This is a genomic window from Actinoplanes sp. ATCC 53533 (assembly GCF_003947245.1).
Map to the genome: position 1 here is coordinate 42,901 of NZ_QHHV01000021.1, position 14,175 is coordinate 57,075.

The 14,175-nt window shown below is 71.9% G+C and carries 11 protein-coding genes; 4 read left to right on the plus strand and 7 right to left on the minus strand.

The window, feature by feature from the left end:
* Window positions 1-2: 2 nt before the first annotated feature.
* Both DMB66_RS08285 and DMB66_RS08290 read right to left on the minus strand, forming a co-directional pair.
* Window positions 3-848 (minus strand): hypothetical protein, encoded by an 846-nt coding sequence (locus tag DMB66_RS08285; RefSeq protein WP_125803437.1) that lies wholly within the window; start codon window positions 846-848, stop codon window positions 3-5.
* A gap of 178 nt (window positions 849-1,026) precedes the next feature.
* Window positions 1,027-2,979 carry an SGNH/GDSL hydrolase family protein gene (locus DMB66_RS08290; RefSeq protein WP_125803438.1) on the minus strand — a complete coding sequence of 651 codons (1,953 nt, stop codon included), beginning with the start codon at window positions 2,977-2,979 and terminating at the stop codon, window positions 1,027-1,029.
* A 216-nt stretch (window positions 2,980-3,195) separates the two neighbouring features.
* On the opposite strand from DMB66_RS08290, the gene DMB66_RS08295 reads away from it, so the two are divergent.
* From DMB66_RS08295 to DMB66_RS08305, 3 genes are all read left to right on the plus strand, one after another.
* Window positions 3,196-5,094, plus strand: coding sequence for an adenylyl cyclase (locus DMB66_RS08295; protein WP_125803439.1), 1,899 nt, complete (start codon window positions 3,196-3,198; stop codon window positions 5,092-5,094).
* A gap of 124 nt (window positions 5,095-5,218) precedes the next feature.
* Window positions 5,219-6,193, plus strand: coding sequence for a CPBP family intramembrane glutamic endopeptidase (locus tag DMB66_RS08300; protein ID WP_158647174.1), 975 nt, complete (start codon window positions 5,219-5,221; stop codon window positions 6,191-6,193).
* Window positions 6,190-6,402, plus strand: coding sequence for a hypothetical protein (locus DMB66_RS08305; protein WP_125803441.1), 213 nt, complete (start codon window positions 6,190-6,192; stop codon window positions 6,400-6,402). The genes DMB66_RS08300 and DMB66_RS08305 overlap by 4 nt, the downstream gene beginning before the upstream one ends.
* A 45-nt stretch (window positions 6,403-6,447) precedes the next feature.
* On the opposite strand, the gene DMB66_RS08310 is transcribed toward DMB66_RS08305, so the two are convergent.
* The 3 genes from DMB66_RS08310 to DMB66_RS61065 form a co-directional block, all read right to left on the minus strand.
* Window positions 6,448-7,167, minus strand: coding sequence for an RNA polymerase sigma factor SigF (locus DMB66_RS08310; RefSeq protein WP_125803484.1), 720 nt, complete (start codon window positions 7,165-7,167; stop codon window positions 6,448-6,450).
* 323 nt (window positions 7,168-7,490) lie between these two features.
* The gene (locus DMB66_RS08315) at window positions 7,491-8,165 is read right to left on the minus strand and encodes a DUF6766 family protein (protein ID WP_125803442.1); all 675 of its coding nucleotides are present in this window, start codon (window positions 8,163-8,165) and stop codon (window positions 7,491-7,493) included.
* 83 nt (window positions 8,166-8,248) lie between these two features.
* Window positions 8,249-8,659: a hypothetical protein gene (locus tag DMB66_RS61065; RefSeq protein ID WP_158647175.1), complete on the minus strand. Its 411-nt coding sequence runs from the start codon at window positions 8,657-8,659 to the stop codon at window positions 8,249-8,251.
* A gap of 105 nt (window positions 8,660-8,764) precedes the next feature.
* Between DMB66_RS61065 and DMB66_RS08325 the strand changes: the two genes are divergently transcribed.
* Window positions 8,765-9,340, plus strand: a complete 576-nt coding sequence (locus tag DMB66_RS08325) for a DUF2087 domain-containing protein (RefSeq protein WP_125803443.1) — start codon at window positions 8,765-8,767, stop codon at window positions 9,338-9,340.
* 704 nt (window positions 9,341-10,044) lie between these two features.
* On the opposite strand, the gene DMB66_RS08330 is transcribed toward DMB66_RS08325, so the two are convergent.
* Both DMB66_RS08330 and DMB66_RS08335 read right to left on the minus strand, forming a co-directional pair.
* On the minus strand, window positions 10,045-11,913 hold the full coding sequence (locus tag DMB66_RS08330) for an SMI1/KNR4 family protein (protein WP_125803444.1): 1,869 nt from the start codon (window positions 11,911-11,913) through the stop codon (window positions 10,045-10,047).
* A 400-nt stretch (window positions 11,914-12,313) separates the two neighbouring features.
* Window positions 12,314-13,996, minus strand: a complete 1,683-nt coding sequence (locus tag DMB66_RS08335; protein ID WP_199752130.1) for an aminotransferase class V-fold PLP-dependent enzyme — start codon at window positions 13,994-13,996, stop codon at window positions 12,314-12,316.
* Window positions 13,997-14,175 lie beyond the last annotated feature (179 nt).

Sequence of the window (14,175 nt, forward strand, 5' to 3'; positions counted from 1 at the left end):
GTTCAGCAGCCGATCCGTTCGGTGCTCAGCGCCAGGTCGTCGAGGAAGACGTCGAAGCTGGGCGGCGTCGAGCCGGCCTGGAACAGCTGCCAGCCGAATGCCACCTTGTCGAAGGTGGGGAAGACGAAGTCCACCGGGTTCCCGCCGTGCTGCTTCGTGGAGACGGCCAGCTCGGGGTTCTCGACGCCGTCGACCCAGACCGCGATCCGGTTGTCCTCGGCCTGCATCTCCCACTCGAAACATTGGTACGTGCCCTCGGCCGCGGGTGCCGACTCCCGGTGGTCGGTCCAGTCCCCGGTGGGCCCGCCGTCGGAGCCGATGCCCAGCCGGTTCTCACCCTCGGCGCCCTCGACCGGGATGAACTGCCCGCCGAGCGGCCGGACGATCTCGCTGCCCGCGTCCGGGCCGGTCGCCTCCACGAACACCCAGTGTGCGAAGTCCGGCGCGGTGGGCAGCGCGTCGACCCGGATCCGGGCCCGGCCGAAGAAGCTGTTTCCCGGAGCGGCGAAGTCCGTGACGACGAGGCGGGCCCGCCCGTTGTCGTCGGTTCGCGCGTGCAGCACCCGGTTGGTCGACTCGCTGCCCCCGGCCGGCGGCACCTGCTCGACGGTCAGCGTGCCCTTCTCCAGGTCAACCTTCCAGTCGGGGCTGGCCGCCTCGCCGATCGGCAGCGCGTCGAAGTCCTCACAGAACAGCATCGCCGGGTCGGCACAGGAACCCGGGACCGGGCGGGGCTTGGCCACCGGTGGCCGTTCCGCCGGCGCCTCGCCGGCGAACGACGGCGCCACGCCGACTCCGACCAGGGCAACCGCGACCCCACCGATCAACCACTTGTTCCAGGTACGCACGGGATACCTCCCTGTCGAGCCGACCCGATCATGGTGGGCTCCCGGGCCGGAACCGGCCAGAGGCAGTTGTCCCGGTTCCGCCGAGTAAGAACCAACGCGTCAGTACCTCGCCCGTTGGCGCAAGCGGTCGCGGACCGCCAAGGCCCCCGCGCCGAATCGCGCCGCTGGAGCATGGTCGTCATGCACCGCGTGTCGCTGCCAGGCGGCGGCGCTGGGCGCCGAAGAAGGCCACGGCCGCGAGCCAGATGCCGGCCAGCGGCAGCAGTCCCAGCCAGCCGTGGGTCAGCAGCAGCATCCGCACCCGGCCCTTCGCCCACTGCATGCCCTGCGTCCGGCAGCCGTCGGTGCTGGCGCTGAGCAGGTCGCACTGCGGCGCGGCCTGCGTCGTCGACACCGGACGGAGGCCCGCGCCGCTGCCGGGGGCCTGCGGCGCGGGTTTCGGGGCGCGGGCCGGCAGGGTGGTCAGGTCCGGCAGCCAGGTCTGGAAGGTACGCAGCATCGCCGCGTGGCCGCGTTCGTTCGGGTGCAGGCTGCCGTGCGAGAAGTTCTTCGGGTGGAATCGTTGCTCGGCCACGCCGCCCACCGACCGGATGCCGACGAAGTTCAGGCCCGGGCGGCCCTCGTTCAGTTTGTCGCAGAGCTGCAGGTTGGCGACCCGGAGCGAGGCCTCCATCTCCGCCAGGTAGTAGAAGCCGAACTCGGCCGCGGTCTCGGCGATCACCCGGTTCAGGCCGCCGGTCACGAACTCGTGCAGGAAGCGGCGCTCGCGCGGCGCCAGCGTCACGTCCTCGCAGGGGCCGGAGAGGTCGATCGGGTCCGGGTAGCCGACGGCGACCACCGGGGTGTCCGGGAAGACCGCGGCGAGCTGCCGGTAGGTCGCCCGCAGGTTGGCCCGTACCTGCTCCAGCGCGCCCGTCCAGAGCTTGCTGTGCCGGTCGCACATGCCCGGGGCCAGGCACATGAGCCCGATCGTGGAGAAGCCGGCGTCGTTGCCGCCGACGCCGACCACGACCATCGCCGGGTCGAATCCGGCGCCGTAGTCGTGCACGTACGCGTCGAGCTGGGTGCGGTCCTCGCCCGACTGCGCGTGCGGCGCCCGCGCCCCGGCGCGGTCCGGCGGGGCCACCGCCGACTGGATGTTCCAGGTGCGCGCGCCCGAGCAGGCGAGGAACTCGACCTGGTCGAACGGCCGCTGCTGGCCGGCCATCGCCGCCCAGGCGGTGGGCGACCGGCGGCACTGGTTGCCGCCGCCGACGTCCGTGCCCTCGTAGTACGTCGACGCGCCCTCGCCGGACATGTAGGAGTCGCCGAAGGCGACCAGCAGGGAGCCGGCCGTGCGGTCCGGGACCAGGTCGGACGGCACGTCGGCGGGCAGCGGGGTGACGCCCAGCAGGGCGATCGCGCTCATCACGAACGCGATGTCCGCCTGGGTGGTGGAGACGACCGCGACGACCAGCAGCGACAGCACGACGACCGCACCGAGCAGCCAGGGCGAACGGGTGAGCGCGTACAGCAGCGCCGTGGACAGGACGAAGAGCGCGAGCCCGGCGAGCCCGAGCCGGCGGCGCAGGCCCGACAGGCCGCACATCCAGCGTACGGCCAGCTCGGAGAGCAGGGCGACGCCGAGCGGCAGCAGCACCAGCAGCGCCGAGCCGAGCAGCACGTACTCCAGGAGCACGCCGGCCGTACCGGAGGCGCGGCCGAGCAGCATGATGCCGAGCAGCAGGCACACGGTTCCGGCGCTGGTCAGCGTGAGCGCCAGCGAGCGCCGCAGCCGGTCGGAGCGCAGGCCCTGGCGCAGCCAGGTGATGGTCGAGCCGGCCACGAAGTAGGCCAGCAGGATGCCGGCGAGCGCGACGCCGGCACGCGGCCAGAACTGGTACGAGCCGACCAGCGCGACCGCCAGCACCAGCAGGACCGCCCCGGTGCGCCGGGAGATCAGCCACTGCCGGTCGTCGAGGCTGTCGATGTACTGCCCGCGGACCCAGAGCGTCGCGGCGATCACGAACAGCGTGAACCACACCTGGATGGTCAGCGACGACGCCCCCGACCGCGCGAACACCAGCAACAGGATGAGGGCGGCGGCGAACACACAGGTGCGCCGGATGGCCGCATAGTCGACACGCGTCATGTCAGACAGAGGCACGACGGGCACCCGGAGATACAGGTACGCGCAGCCCGCCGGGATGGACCGTTCGGAGCCGCAGGTTCCGGAACTCCGGCGAGTTGTCCGGATGCCGCCGGGATTGCCGCATGCGCACCGAGAGAGCGCTCTTGACAGTCGGCTCGGTCTATCGCTTGCTGTGCTCAGCTCCATCGCAGCCCTGTTACGAAAGGACCTCTCCGCATGACGACACGCCCCACCGGCGGTGGCCGTCTTTCCAGGCGCCGGCACCTCGCCCGCGCCCTGGCACTCGTACTCCTCCTCACGGCGACCGGCACGCTCACCGGTACGGCCGCCTCCGCCGGCCCGGCGCGGCCGGGCCCGTCCGGGCCGAACCTCGGGGCCAACGTCACCGTCTTCGATCCGGCCACGCCGGTCGAGCAGATCCAGGCCACTCTGGACGCCGCGTACGCCCAGCAGGTCGACAACGAGATGGGCACCCAGCGGTACGCGTTCCTGTTCAAGCCCGGCACCTACGGCACGGCGGAGAAGCCGCTGCAGGTCAAGGTCGGCTACTACACGGAGATCTCCGGGCTGGGCGCCTCCCCGGCCGACGTCGTGATCAACGGCAAGGTCGAGGTGTACAACCGCTGCCTCGCCGACGGCGGCACCGGCAACTGCCTCGCGCTGGTCAACTTCTGGCGCACGCTGTCCAACCTGTCGATCAACGTCAACGGCAAGGGCCAGGACGGCTGCCGCGGTACGGCGAACTTCTGGGCCGTGTCGCAGGCGGTGTCGCTGCGCCGGCTCAACATCAGCGGGGGCAACCTGTCGCTGATGGACTACTGCACCGCCGGCCCGCAGTACGCCAGCGGCGGCTTCATCGCCGACTCGGCCCTGCCCGACGTGATCAACGGCTCGCAGCAGCAGTGGCTCACCCGCGACAGCAAGGTGACGAGCTGGTCCAACGCCGTGTGGAACCAGGTCTTCTCCGGGGTGCAGGGCGCGCCGGCCGAGACCGCCTTCCCGGACCCGCCGTACACCACGCTGGACCGGACCCCGCTCAGCCGGGAGAAGCCGTACCTGTTCACCGGCGCCGACGGCCGGTACGGCGTCCGGGTGCCCGCCGCGCGGCGCAACACCAGCGGCACGTCCTGGTCGGCCGGCCCGACCCCGGGCCGGACGATCCCGATCCGGGACTTCTTCGTGGCCAAGCCCTCCGACCCGGTGTGGCTGATCAACGCCAACCTGGCGCTGGGCAAGAACCTGCTGCTCACCCCGGGCGTGTACGACGTCGCGCACAGCATCACCGTGCGGCGCGCCGACACGGTGGTGCTCGGCATCGGGCACGCGACCCTGACCGCGGTCAACGGCGCGACCCCGCTGACCGTGGCGGACGTGCCCGGCGTCGTCGTCGCCGGCGTGACCATCGACGCGGGCACCAGGAAGTCGAACACGCTGCTGGAGGTGGGCCGCAGGAACGGTCACGGCAAGAGCTCGGCGGCCAACCCGACCACGCTCTCCGACGTCTACTTCCGGGTCGGCGGCCCGCACATCGGCAAGGCCCAGACGGCGCTCGAGGTCAACAGCGACAACGTGCTGATCGACCACACCTGGGTGTGGCGGGCGGACCACGGCGTCGAGGGCTTCACCGAGGGCGTCAACGGCGACACCCAGCGCTGGCGCACCAACACCGGCGTCAACGGTGCCGTGATCAACGGGGACAACGTGACGGCCACCGGCCTGTTCGTCGAGCACTTCCAGCAGTACAACACCATCTGGAACGGCGAGAACGGCACGACCGTGCTCTACCAGAACGAACTGCCGTACGACCCGCCGACCCAGGCCGACTGGACCAACCGGGACGGCACGCTCGGCTACGCCGGCTACAAGGTCGGTGCCAAGGTCCGCAACCACAAGCTGTACGGGGCCGGCGTCTACGTGTTCAACCAGAACAACCCGGCGATCCACACCGCGAACGGCTTCGAGGTGCCGAACCGCCCGGGCGTCAAGCTGCATCACATCATGACGGTCAACCTCAGCGCCGGCGTCATCGACCACGTCGTCAACGGCGTGGGCGCGGCGGCGGACACCACCAAGGTCGGCGTCCCGGTCTTCGTGACGGACTACCCGGCGCCGTAACCCCGGCACCGCTGGATGAGCGGGGCCGGATCCGCCACGGATCCGGCCCCTATATCCTCCGATGGAGGCGGGAATCCGGCTGCGGCCAGATTCGCCGGCGCCCCGGCTCCACGAGACTTCTCGCATGCTGAATGCCGCGCCGCCGCTGAGCCCGTACCACCGTCTCGGAAGGACCGCCGCCCACCGTTGGTGGCGTCCCGTCGCCGGCACCGCCCTGGTGGTCGCGGGCACTGTCGTGCTCATCGTGCTCGGTCTCGGGCTGACCGCGCTCGCCGCGGCGCTGGCCGGCCGGCCGAACAACGCCGAGGGCATGCCGTCCTTCGGCCCGCTGGCGGACCTGGCGCTGGAGTTCCTGTTCATCGCCACGCTGCTGCCGGTGACCCTGGCCGCCGCCCGCTGGGTGCAGCGGCGCCCGGCCGGCACGCTGTCGTCGGTCACCGGCCGGCTGCGGCTGCGCTGGCTGCTGACCTGCCTGCCGGTGGCGTTCGCCGCGGTCGTGCTGCTGCTCGGCGCCGACCTGGCGCTGACCGCGGCGACCGGCGAGGACCTGGGACTCGACGATGAGCTGGCCGGCTGGGGGCCGTTCGCGCTGGGCACCCTCGTGCTGCTGGCGGTGGTGCCGCTGCAGGCCGCCGCCGAGGAGTACCTGACCCGGGGCTGGCTGTTGCAGGCGGTCGGCACGGTCTGCCGCGGCCCCTGGGTGCCGATCGCGGTGCAGGCGATCGTGTTCGCGGCGCTGCACGGCTGGGGCACCCCGTGGGGGTTCGCCGACCTGATCGTCTTCGGCGCCGTCACCGGCTGGCTGACCGTACGCACCGGCGGGCTGGAGGCGGCGATCGCGCTGCACGTGCTCAACAACCTGGTCAGCGGCGCCCTGAGCGCGGCCTACGGCAACCTCACCATCGACGAGACCGCGGCGGACATGCCCTGGCAGTTCGCGGTGATCGACGTGCCGGTGCTGCTGGCGTACGCGGCGGTGATCGCCGTGCTGGCCCGCCGCCGGCGGATCGCCGACCGCAGCGCCCCACCCGCCCCGGTCGCGCCGGCCCCGCTCCCGATCCTGGACCGCCCGCTCGTCGCCACCGGGCGTGAGTCATGAGCCCGGAGCAGGGCAACCGCTGGTGGATCGGCGCGGCGCTGGTCCCGTTCGCCCTCCTCGTGCTGCTGCGGGGACTGCGGAACACCGAGCTGATCGCCGGCGGGCCGCTGGGGCACTGGTACGGGCAGCTCGCGGTCCTCGCGCTCGGCGCCGCCGGCTACGCGGCCGTGTACCTGCTGGTGCGCCGGGCCTTCCGGCGCCGACAGTAGCCTGCCGGGCCGATCCGCCAGGCCAGGACGGTTCGGTGCGGCGGTTCAGATGGTGTCGTCGCCGAGTCTGCCTCGGAGCTTGGCCAGCGCGCGGCTGATCAGCCGGGAGACGTGCATCTGCGAGACGCCGATCTGCTCGGCGATCTCCGTCTGGGTGAGGTTGCCGTAGAAGCGCAGTATCAGGATCTTGCGCTCACGCTCGTCGAGGGACGCCAGCGCCGGGCCGAGCGCCAGGCGGGCCTCGGCCAGCGCGTACTCGTGGTCCTCGCCGCCGAGGGTCTCGCCCAGCTCGGTGGCGCCGTCGGTGCCCACCGGGGTCGACAGCGACGTGGCGGTGTAGGCCCGCGCGCCCTCGAGGCCCTCCAGCACGTCCTCCTCGGAGATTCCCAGGTGCCCGGCGATGTCGGCCACCGTGGGCGACCGGCCGAGAGTATGGGCGAGCGTGGTGTTGGCGCCCGTGATCGCCAGGCGCAGTTCCTGCAGGCGGCGGGGCACCCGGACGGCCCAGGTGCGGTCGCGGAAGTGCCGCTTGATCTCGCCGATGACGGTGGGGATCGCGTACCCGGCGAAGTCCGTGCCGAAGGCGGGGTCGAACTTGTCGACGGCCTTGATCAGGCCGACGACCGCGGTCTGCAACAGATCGTCGACGGGTTCGCCGCGGCCGGCATAGCGGTTCGCCAGGTGCCGGGCGAGCGGCAGCCAGGCCTCGATCGCCCGGTCGCGCAGCGCCGGCCGCGACGGGTGGGCGGCCGGCATCGCCGCCATCGCGCGCAACAGCTCGTCCGCGTTGCCGGCGGTCCGCGTGCTGCTCAGTGGGGATCCTTCGGGCGATTCAAGGGCGGTGGCGGGGCGGTCGGACGGGAGGCCTTCAGGCGATTCAAGGGCGGTGGCGGGGCGGTCGGACGGGAGGCCTTCAGGCGATTCAAGGGCGGTGGCGGGGCGGTCGGATGGGTCCTCAGTCGCACGTCGCTCGGTCTTCGTGTCCACGAGATCTCCCTGGGCAATAGTTGCCATACCGCAAGCGACATTACCGGCCGGGAGGCGGTTGAAACCTGTCGCGGCGACGAACTACTCGAAGGTGTGTCCCCTCATCCCTCGATCCCCGTAGCGTTGTGCGCGGCGCCCACCGGCTTGGACTGCGGCGATCCGCGCTGGCGCAGAAAGACCGCCAGGATCGCGATCGACGCCACCGCCAGCAGTTCGGACTGCCAGTTCTGCAGCGTCCGGTTCCAGAAGTCCGGTTCCCGCAGGTAGCCCGCCCAGGAGACCGGATCCTGCAGGTCGCCGAGTTGCTCCTCGTTGTACGCTGCCACGCCGGCGACCGACTGGGCCACCCAGGAGGCGAGAAAGATCAGCCCCATGACGAGCCCGAGCGAATTCGAGAAGAGACCGAGCCGCCACCCCCGGACCCGGGCCCAGGCCGGCGAGTTCCCGGTCGCGTACTCCCCCACCTTCTGCTCCCGGTCCGATTCCAGGCCGGCCTCGTCCAGCGACTTGGACTCGGGCGAGCCCTTCTGCAGCAGCCAGACGGTCATAAACGTGTAGAGGAAGAACTGCAGATACTCCGACTGCCAGTTCTCGGCCACGTCGGTGCCGAAGCTCGCCGAGGTCAGGTAGCGGCCCAGCGACACCTCCGGCAGGCCCTCGGTGAGCTGCATCCGGTTGAAGTCGGCGTGCCCGGCGAAGGCCTGCCCCACCAGCACCACCAGGAACAGCAGCCCGAAGACCAGGCCGAGGGAGTTCTCCCGGACGAAACGCCTCACCGGTGCAGCACCCCCAACGTCACGAAGTACACCAGCCCGGCACCGACCACCAGGAGCAGCACGACGAACAGCACGCGCACGGCTCAACTCCCCCGCAACACACACACGTAGGGCCGCTCCGGGCGCGGCGTACAGCCCGCCGCGACCACCCGCCAGCCGCCGGGGAACACCGCCAGGAACACCGTGTCGCCGGTGAGCCGGACCTGGGCCCACTGGCCGTACACGTCGGTGCCGGTCACCGCCCCCGGGCCGGGCAGCTTCGCGTCGAGGACGGCCTGCGCGCACGGTTCGTCCCCGGATCCGGCCACTGCCTCGGCGGTGTCGGGGGCGAGCAGCGCGCAGGCGGTCGCGCCGTCCTGGTCCGCGACCGCCGTCAGCAGGCGGACGGCGACGTCGCCGGCGGCCCGGCTCCGGTCACCGACCGAGCCGCAGCCCGCCAGGACCAGCCCGGAGAACGCGAGCAGCGCCGCCGGCAGAGATCTTCCGCTGAGCACAGAGACCCGTGTTCCCCGGCTTCGCGGATTTCATGCTTGGTCTGTCGTGTCCCCGTACGGGAAATGTGGATGCGCGGCACGCGCCCCGGTGACTACCTTGTCGGGATGTCCGTCGAAGCCGCCCGCGCCGCCGAGGTTTTAGCCCAATTGTCCGGTCCGACCCGGCTGCTGGCCCTGGCCGAGCTCGTCCGCCGGGGCAAGGAGGGCGCCTCCCTCGCCGAACTGGCCTACGCCCTCGACCTGCCGCTGCCCAAGGTCGGCGACGCCTGCGCCCGGCTGGTCGGCCTGGGCCTGGCGACCGGCACCGGCAACGGGTTCTACCGGGCCCGGACGGAGGGGCTGCGCGAGGCGGCCGAGGCGGTGGACCGGCTCCAGCCGATCGCCGCGCTGCTCGCCGGCTATCCGCAGCTGCGCGGCAACTTCTCGCACGGGCGGCTGACCAGCCTGCCGCCCACCCTCAGCGATCGCTACCCGCTGATCGGCGAGTTGCTCGCCCGCTACCTGGCGCTGGACGGCCTGCACTCCGAGGACGAGATCAACCGCCGGCTGGCCACCGTCACCGACGACGTGGCCGCCACGCGCCGAATGCTGGTCGACACCGGCTGGCTCGAACGCGACCGGGCCGGCACCACGTACGGAGCGGGCCGGCCACTGCCCGAGCCGGCTCACTCGGCGCGATAAAGCCACCCACTCCGCCCGGTGACCCCTGATGTGATCGACCTTCACCGATCTTGAGTGACGGTCACATCCACCGGCGGCTTGTTCACGGGCGTCAAGGGCGCGCGCGTCGAGTTGGCGGAACGGCTTCGCGGGAGCGCCCACGTTCTTGGGGACCTTCCGGGCATCAAGGCCCACGCGCCGACTCGGAAAGCGACTCCGCCGGGGACGCCCGCGATCATGGAGACGTGCGGTGCGCTCGGTGCCCCAGCTCATCGAGCTCGCGCCGGGTGGAGGATCTCGTCCCACCTCTTGAAACCACAGCCTCATATAACGCATATATCGCCCACCAGACCCGCGACCTTGATACATCCGGGCGCGGAGCAGACCGCTACGCGACAAGATCCAACGTCCGCGGCCGGCGCCGCACCGTCAGCAGCCCCAAGCCCCGCCGTCCACCGACCACCGACCTTTGATACGCACAGGTGTAGACCACCAACCACCCATGAGAAGACTCCCGGATACCCCGCGGACAAGCGGGCCGGCACTACCCGATCGAGTAACCGGGGATCCTCAGGAAACCGCAGCGCCACAGCCCGTCCTGCTGGAGCCGCCCGTCACCCTGGGGGTATCGCCGACAGCAGCGAGACATTCCCGGACCACCCTCGCGGAGGGCCATCGGCCACGAAGATCTCCAGCGCCGTCATGACTCCGGCGGGCATAGCTGATCAAACGATGTCCCAATCGAGGATGCCCTCCCTGGTCACCGTGGGCCGGAACCGGTTGCCGTAGGGCCGGCCGGACTCCAGGGACTGGGCAGTCTTCTCCAGGAGTTCGGCGACCGACCCGGGCCATGCCTCGAAGGAGACACCCACCTCGTTGAAGAAGTCGCCCACCCGGCCGTGGTTGCCCGGGCGCTGGTCCACGAGCAGATTGCCGCCGTCCCCGGACGACGCGAACGGCACGAACGACTTGTCCCACCAGGTGCTCTCCTGCGCGCCGGGCACGTTGGCCAGCACCTCGCAGAGCGACAGCCACTCGGGCACGATCCCGCCGACCGGCAACGGATCGTAGAAGAACGGCAGAGTGAACGCGGCTCCCCGGCTGGTGACACCGTCGTGCCGGAGCAACGAGGCGACCAGATCGGCCGGGAACGCCACGGACATGCGGCGCTGCGCCGCGGCGATCTCCTTGGCCGCGGCCGGAGGGCGCAGCGAGCGGCGGCTGGCCGGAGCGTGTGCGGCGAGCCAGACCTCGATGCGTTTCCAGGCGGCGTTGACGCGCTTCGTGGTGGCCCGGTCCGGCACGGTGGGGGTGACCCCGGCCGGATTCCGCGGACAGACGTCGCCCACCGCTCGCCTCGGCACCGGGACGGTGCCGGTGCCGGTGCTGAGGCCGGGGTCCGGGCCGGGGCCGAGGTCGGTGCCGGGATAGGCCTCCGGCGGTAGCGGCTCGATGGTGGTCTCGAAGATCCGGGCCTCCGTCTCCGTCGAACCCGTGCGGTCGCAGAACGCCAGCCCACAGACCACCAGGGACATCGACACGAAGACGCCGGCCAGCAGCAGGACGACACGCTTGCCGCTGGCAGTCGCCGGGGGTGGCAGGGGTTGCGGCGGGGGCGGCGCGGTGTCGGCCTTGGGCCGGCCGGCCGACGCGTGCAACAGAGGATCGAGCCATTCCCTGGCAGCGGCGGCGAAGCTGTCGCCGCGGATCCCCACGTCGCCGGGAATCCGGCCGGCGGGCCTCACCGGCATCCCGGCCTCGTGATCCGCTGCGTGCACAGAGCTGGTGATGCCGCCCGCCTCAGCGGCATCACCAGCCGAGACGGCATCACTGCCAGGAACGGTCACACCCGCCGAAACAGCATCACCCGCCGGCACAGCATCAGCCGCAGAAGCCGGAGCATCCGCCGAAACGGCGGCATCACCCTCGGAAGCCGGACCGTCCACCGCGACGGCATCACCCGCAGGGGCAAGATCATCCATCGGACGGGCCGCGCCCGTTGCAGCGACAGCATCGGGTCGGGCCGCGTCGACGTTCTCCGGAGGGCTGATCGTCGAATCCGCGTCGGCTGTTGCCGGGACGACCACCGTCGCTGGGCCGACCACCGTCGCCCGGGCGCCGGGAGTTTCCGGGCCGCCGACCGTGATCACCGTGCCCGTGAGGCCGTGGCCCGACACGGCGGCGAGCGCGAGGGACGTGTGGTTTGCCGAGTCCGGCCCCGTCCCGGTGACCACCACGACCGGCGCGGAAACGGCCACCGCCAGATCCATCAGGCTCCAGCCGGCCCGGCCCACAGGGACCAGCAGGCCCGGCACGCCCACCACCAGCACGAGTCCGTGCGTCCGGGCGAGGGTCCGGACCAGCGCGGCTGCCTCGTCGACACTGAGCGGGTCGGCCGAACCGTCCGCGGCCTGCAGGAACGTGGCCACCTCGCCGCGCAGCAGCTCCCCCGGCGGATCGTCACAGCCGAAGACCAAAGCTGCCACGCGCACCGCCGACGCCGCGGCCAGGGCCGCCGCCGCGGGCTGCCAGTCGACCGTGGCCGAGGTGGTGGCCAGGGCCCAGGGGCCGCCATCCGGCCAAAGCACGGGCACGCTGAGCTCCAGGGTTAGCAGGACGCGGGACGCCGACATCGTATCGACGCGCTGTGACATTCCTCAGCCCGTAAGCCGGACCGGCCGAACGCCCCGCCAACCAGTCCGGCCCAACACCCGCCAACCAGACCGGTCGAACGCCCCGCCAACCAGACCGACCCAACACCCCGCCAACCAGACCGACCCAACACCCCGCCAACCAGACCGGCCGGCGGCGCCCGCTCGTCGGCGTCACAACCGCCATCGGCCTCTGGCGCGGACACCACTCACCGCCTGGTTCATCGCGCCACCGGCGCCGCGGTGTTCACCCTGCCCCAGTGGACCCTGTCCGTGCCGTTGCTCGCGCCGATCCCGCTGGCCCGCGTCGCACCCCCCGGAGCCAACCGGGCGGAGACACCGTTCACCCCTGATCAGCCAGGCACTCGGCGGGCAGCAGGAACCACCGCAACTTCTCAAATGCCGGCGGCAGGTCAAGGCCGACGCCGTCGATCGGCTCGCCCCGGCCGCGCATGATGCGGCGGGCCTCGTCGAGGTAGCCGGCCAGGGCGTCCTCCCCCAGCGTCGGCCGGGCCGGCGGCATCGTGACGGTGCCGTCGGCCGCGAGCCGCAGATCCGCCAGGGACACCTGCGGCCGGGTCGCGGCCACGTGGCACCATCGGCCGGTGCGCGGGTTGAAGCGGTAGTCGCTCAGCAGCCGGTGGCCGTCCCGCGCGATCAGTGCCACCGCCTCGGCGAGGTAGCCGGCGACCGTGTCGGAGATGAAGTAGTTCAGGTTGATTCTGGCCCAGCCCGGCTTCACCCCTTCCCAGCCCGCCACGATCTCGGCGTGGAATTCCCGCGAGTGTGCCTCGTCGATGCCCAGCAGGCGGTGGCCGTACGGCCCCGCACATGAGCATCCGCCCCGGGCCTGGATGCCGAACAGGTCGTTGAGCAGCGCCACCACGTAGTTGTGGTGCAGGTAGCGTTCGCCGGCCCGGATCTGGAACGAGACGATGGACAGCCGCTCGGCGTGCCGGTCGCCGAGCACCTCGATGCGGTCCTCGCCCGCCCAGCGGTCCTGGGTCCGCAGCCACAGCCGGCGTTCCCGCGCGCCGATGGTGGCGGTGCCGACCGCGTCCTTGACCGCGAAGACCAGCCCGGCCCGGATGGATTCGACGATCGCCGGGGTGCCGCCCTCCTCGCGGGCCACCGGGTCGTCCAGGTAGCGGTGGGTGACCGGGTCCACGAAGGCGACCGTACCGCCGCCCGGCACTGTCGGCACCCGGTTGGTCAGCAGGTCGCGGCGCAGCACCAGGACGCCCGGGGTCTGCGGCCCGCCGACGAACTTGTGCGGCGAGAGGAACACCGCGTCCTTGTGGTCGGCGCGGCCCGGCGCGGACTCGCGCATCCGGATCGGCAGGTAAGGGCCCGCCGCCGCGTAGTCCCACACGGACAGGGCCCCGTGCTCGTGCAGCAGCCGGGCCACGGCGGCGGTGTCGGTCAGCAGTCCGGTGACGTTCGACGCGGCGGAGAAGCTGCCGATCAGCAGCGGCCGGTCCGCGTGCGCGAGCAGCCGCCGGCGCAGGTCGTCGAGGTCGATGCGGCCGTCGGGGCCGGCGCCGATCGGCACCACGTCGGCGATCGTCTCGCGCCAGGGCAGCTCGTTCGAGTGGTGCTCGTACGGGCCCACGAAGACCACCGGGCGCTCCTGGCGGGGTATCGCCGCGCTGAGGGCGTACCGGTCATCGAGGGCCTCCGGCAGTCGCAGCCCGAGGATCGCCACCAGCTTGTTGATCGCCGCCGTGGCCCCGGAGCCGCAGAAGAGCACCACATCGTCCGGGCCCGCGCCGACGCTGCGATGGATGAGCTGCCGGGCCTCGGCCCGCAGGGCACCGGTCTGCAGCCCGGTCGCGGACGCCTCGGTGTGGGTGTTGGCATAGCGGGTCAGCACCTGCCGGCGGATGAAGTCCTCGACGAAGTCCAGCGCCTGGCCCGACGCGGTGTGGTCGGCGTAGGTGAGCCGCCGCGGCCCGTAGGGCCCGTCGAGCACCTCCCCCGCGCCGATCAGCCCGCACCGGATCCGGTCCAGCATCGGCATCGTCATGGCGGCCTCCCCGACCGGGCCGGCGTCGGTGATGGCCCGGTTCCTGCCACGATCCATCGCCACGGCCGCGACTTCAAGGCGGCCGAATGGCCGCATTTCTGTCACTCCCGGCGATCATGAGGCAAAAGCAGGCGGTCAGCGCGGCACGAACAGGCCAGCAACGAGGCAAAGCAAGCGAG

What these genes read in the sequence shown, in the direction of transcription:
- DMB66_RS08290 (WP_125803438.1), bottom strand. Translation starts at nt 2,979, where the DNA reads ATGACGCGTGTCGACTATGCGGCCATCCGGCGCACCTGTGTGTTCGCC.
- DMB66_RS08295 (WP_125803439.1), top strand. Translation starts at nt 3,196, where the DNA reads ATGACGACACGCCCCACCGGCGGTGGCCGTCTTTCCAGGCGCCGGCAC.
- DMB66_RS08300 (WP_158647174.1), top strand. Translation starts at nt 5,219, where the DNA reads ATGCTGAATGCCGCGCCGCCGCTGAGCCCGTACCACCGTCTCGGAAGG.
- DMB66_RS08305 (WP_125803441.1), top strand. Translation starts at nt 6,190, where the DNA reads ATGAGCCCGGAGCAGGGCAACCGCTGGTGGATCGGCGCGGCGCTGGTC.
- DMB66_RS08310 (WP_125803484.1), bottom strand. Translation starts at nt 7,167, where the DNA reads ATGGCGGCGATGCCGGCCGCCCACCCGTCGCGGCCGGCGCTGCGCGAC.
- DMB66_RS08325 (WP_125803443.1), top strand. Translation starts at nt 8,765, where the DNA reads ATGTCCGTCGAAGCCGCCCGCGCCGCCGAGGTTTTAGCCCAATTGTCC.
- DMB66_RS08335 (WP_199752130.1), bottom strand. Translation starts at nt 13,996, where the DNA reads ATGACGATGCCGATGCTGGACCGGATCCGGTGCGGGCTGATCGGCGCG.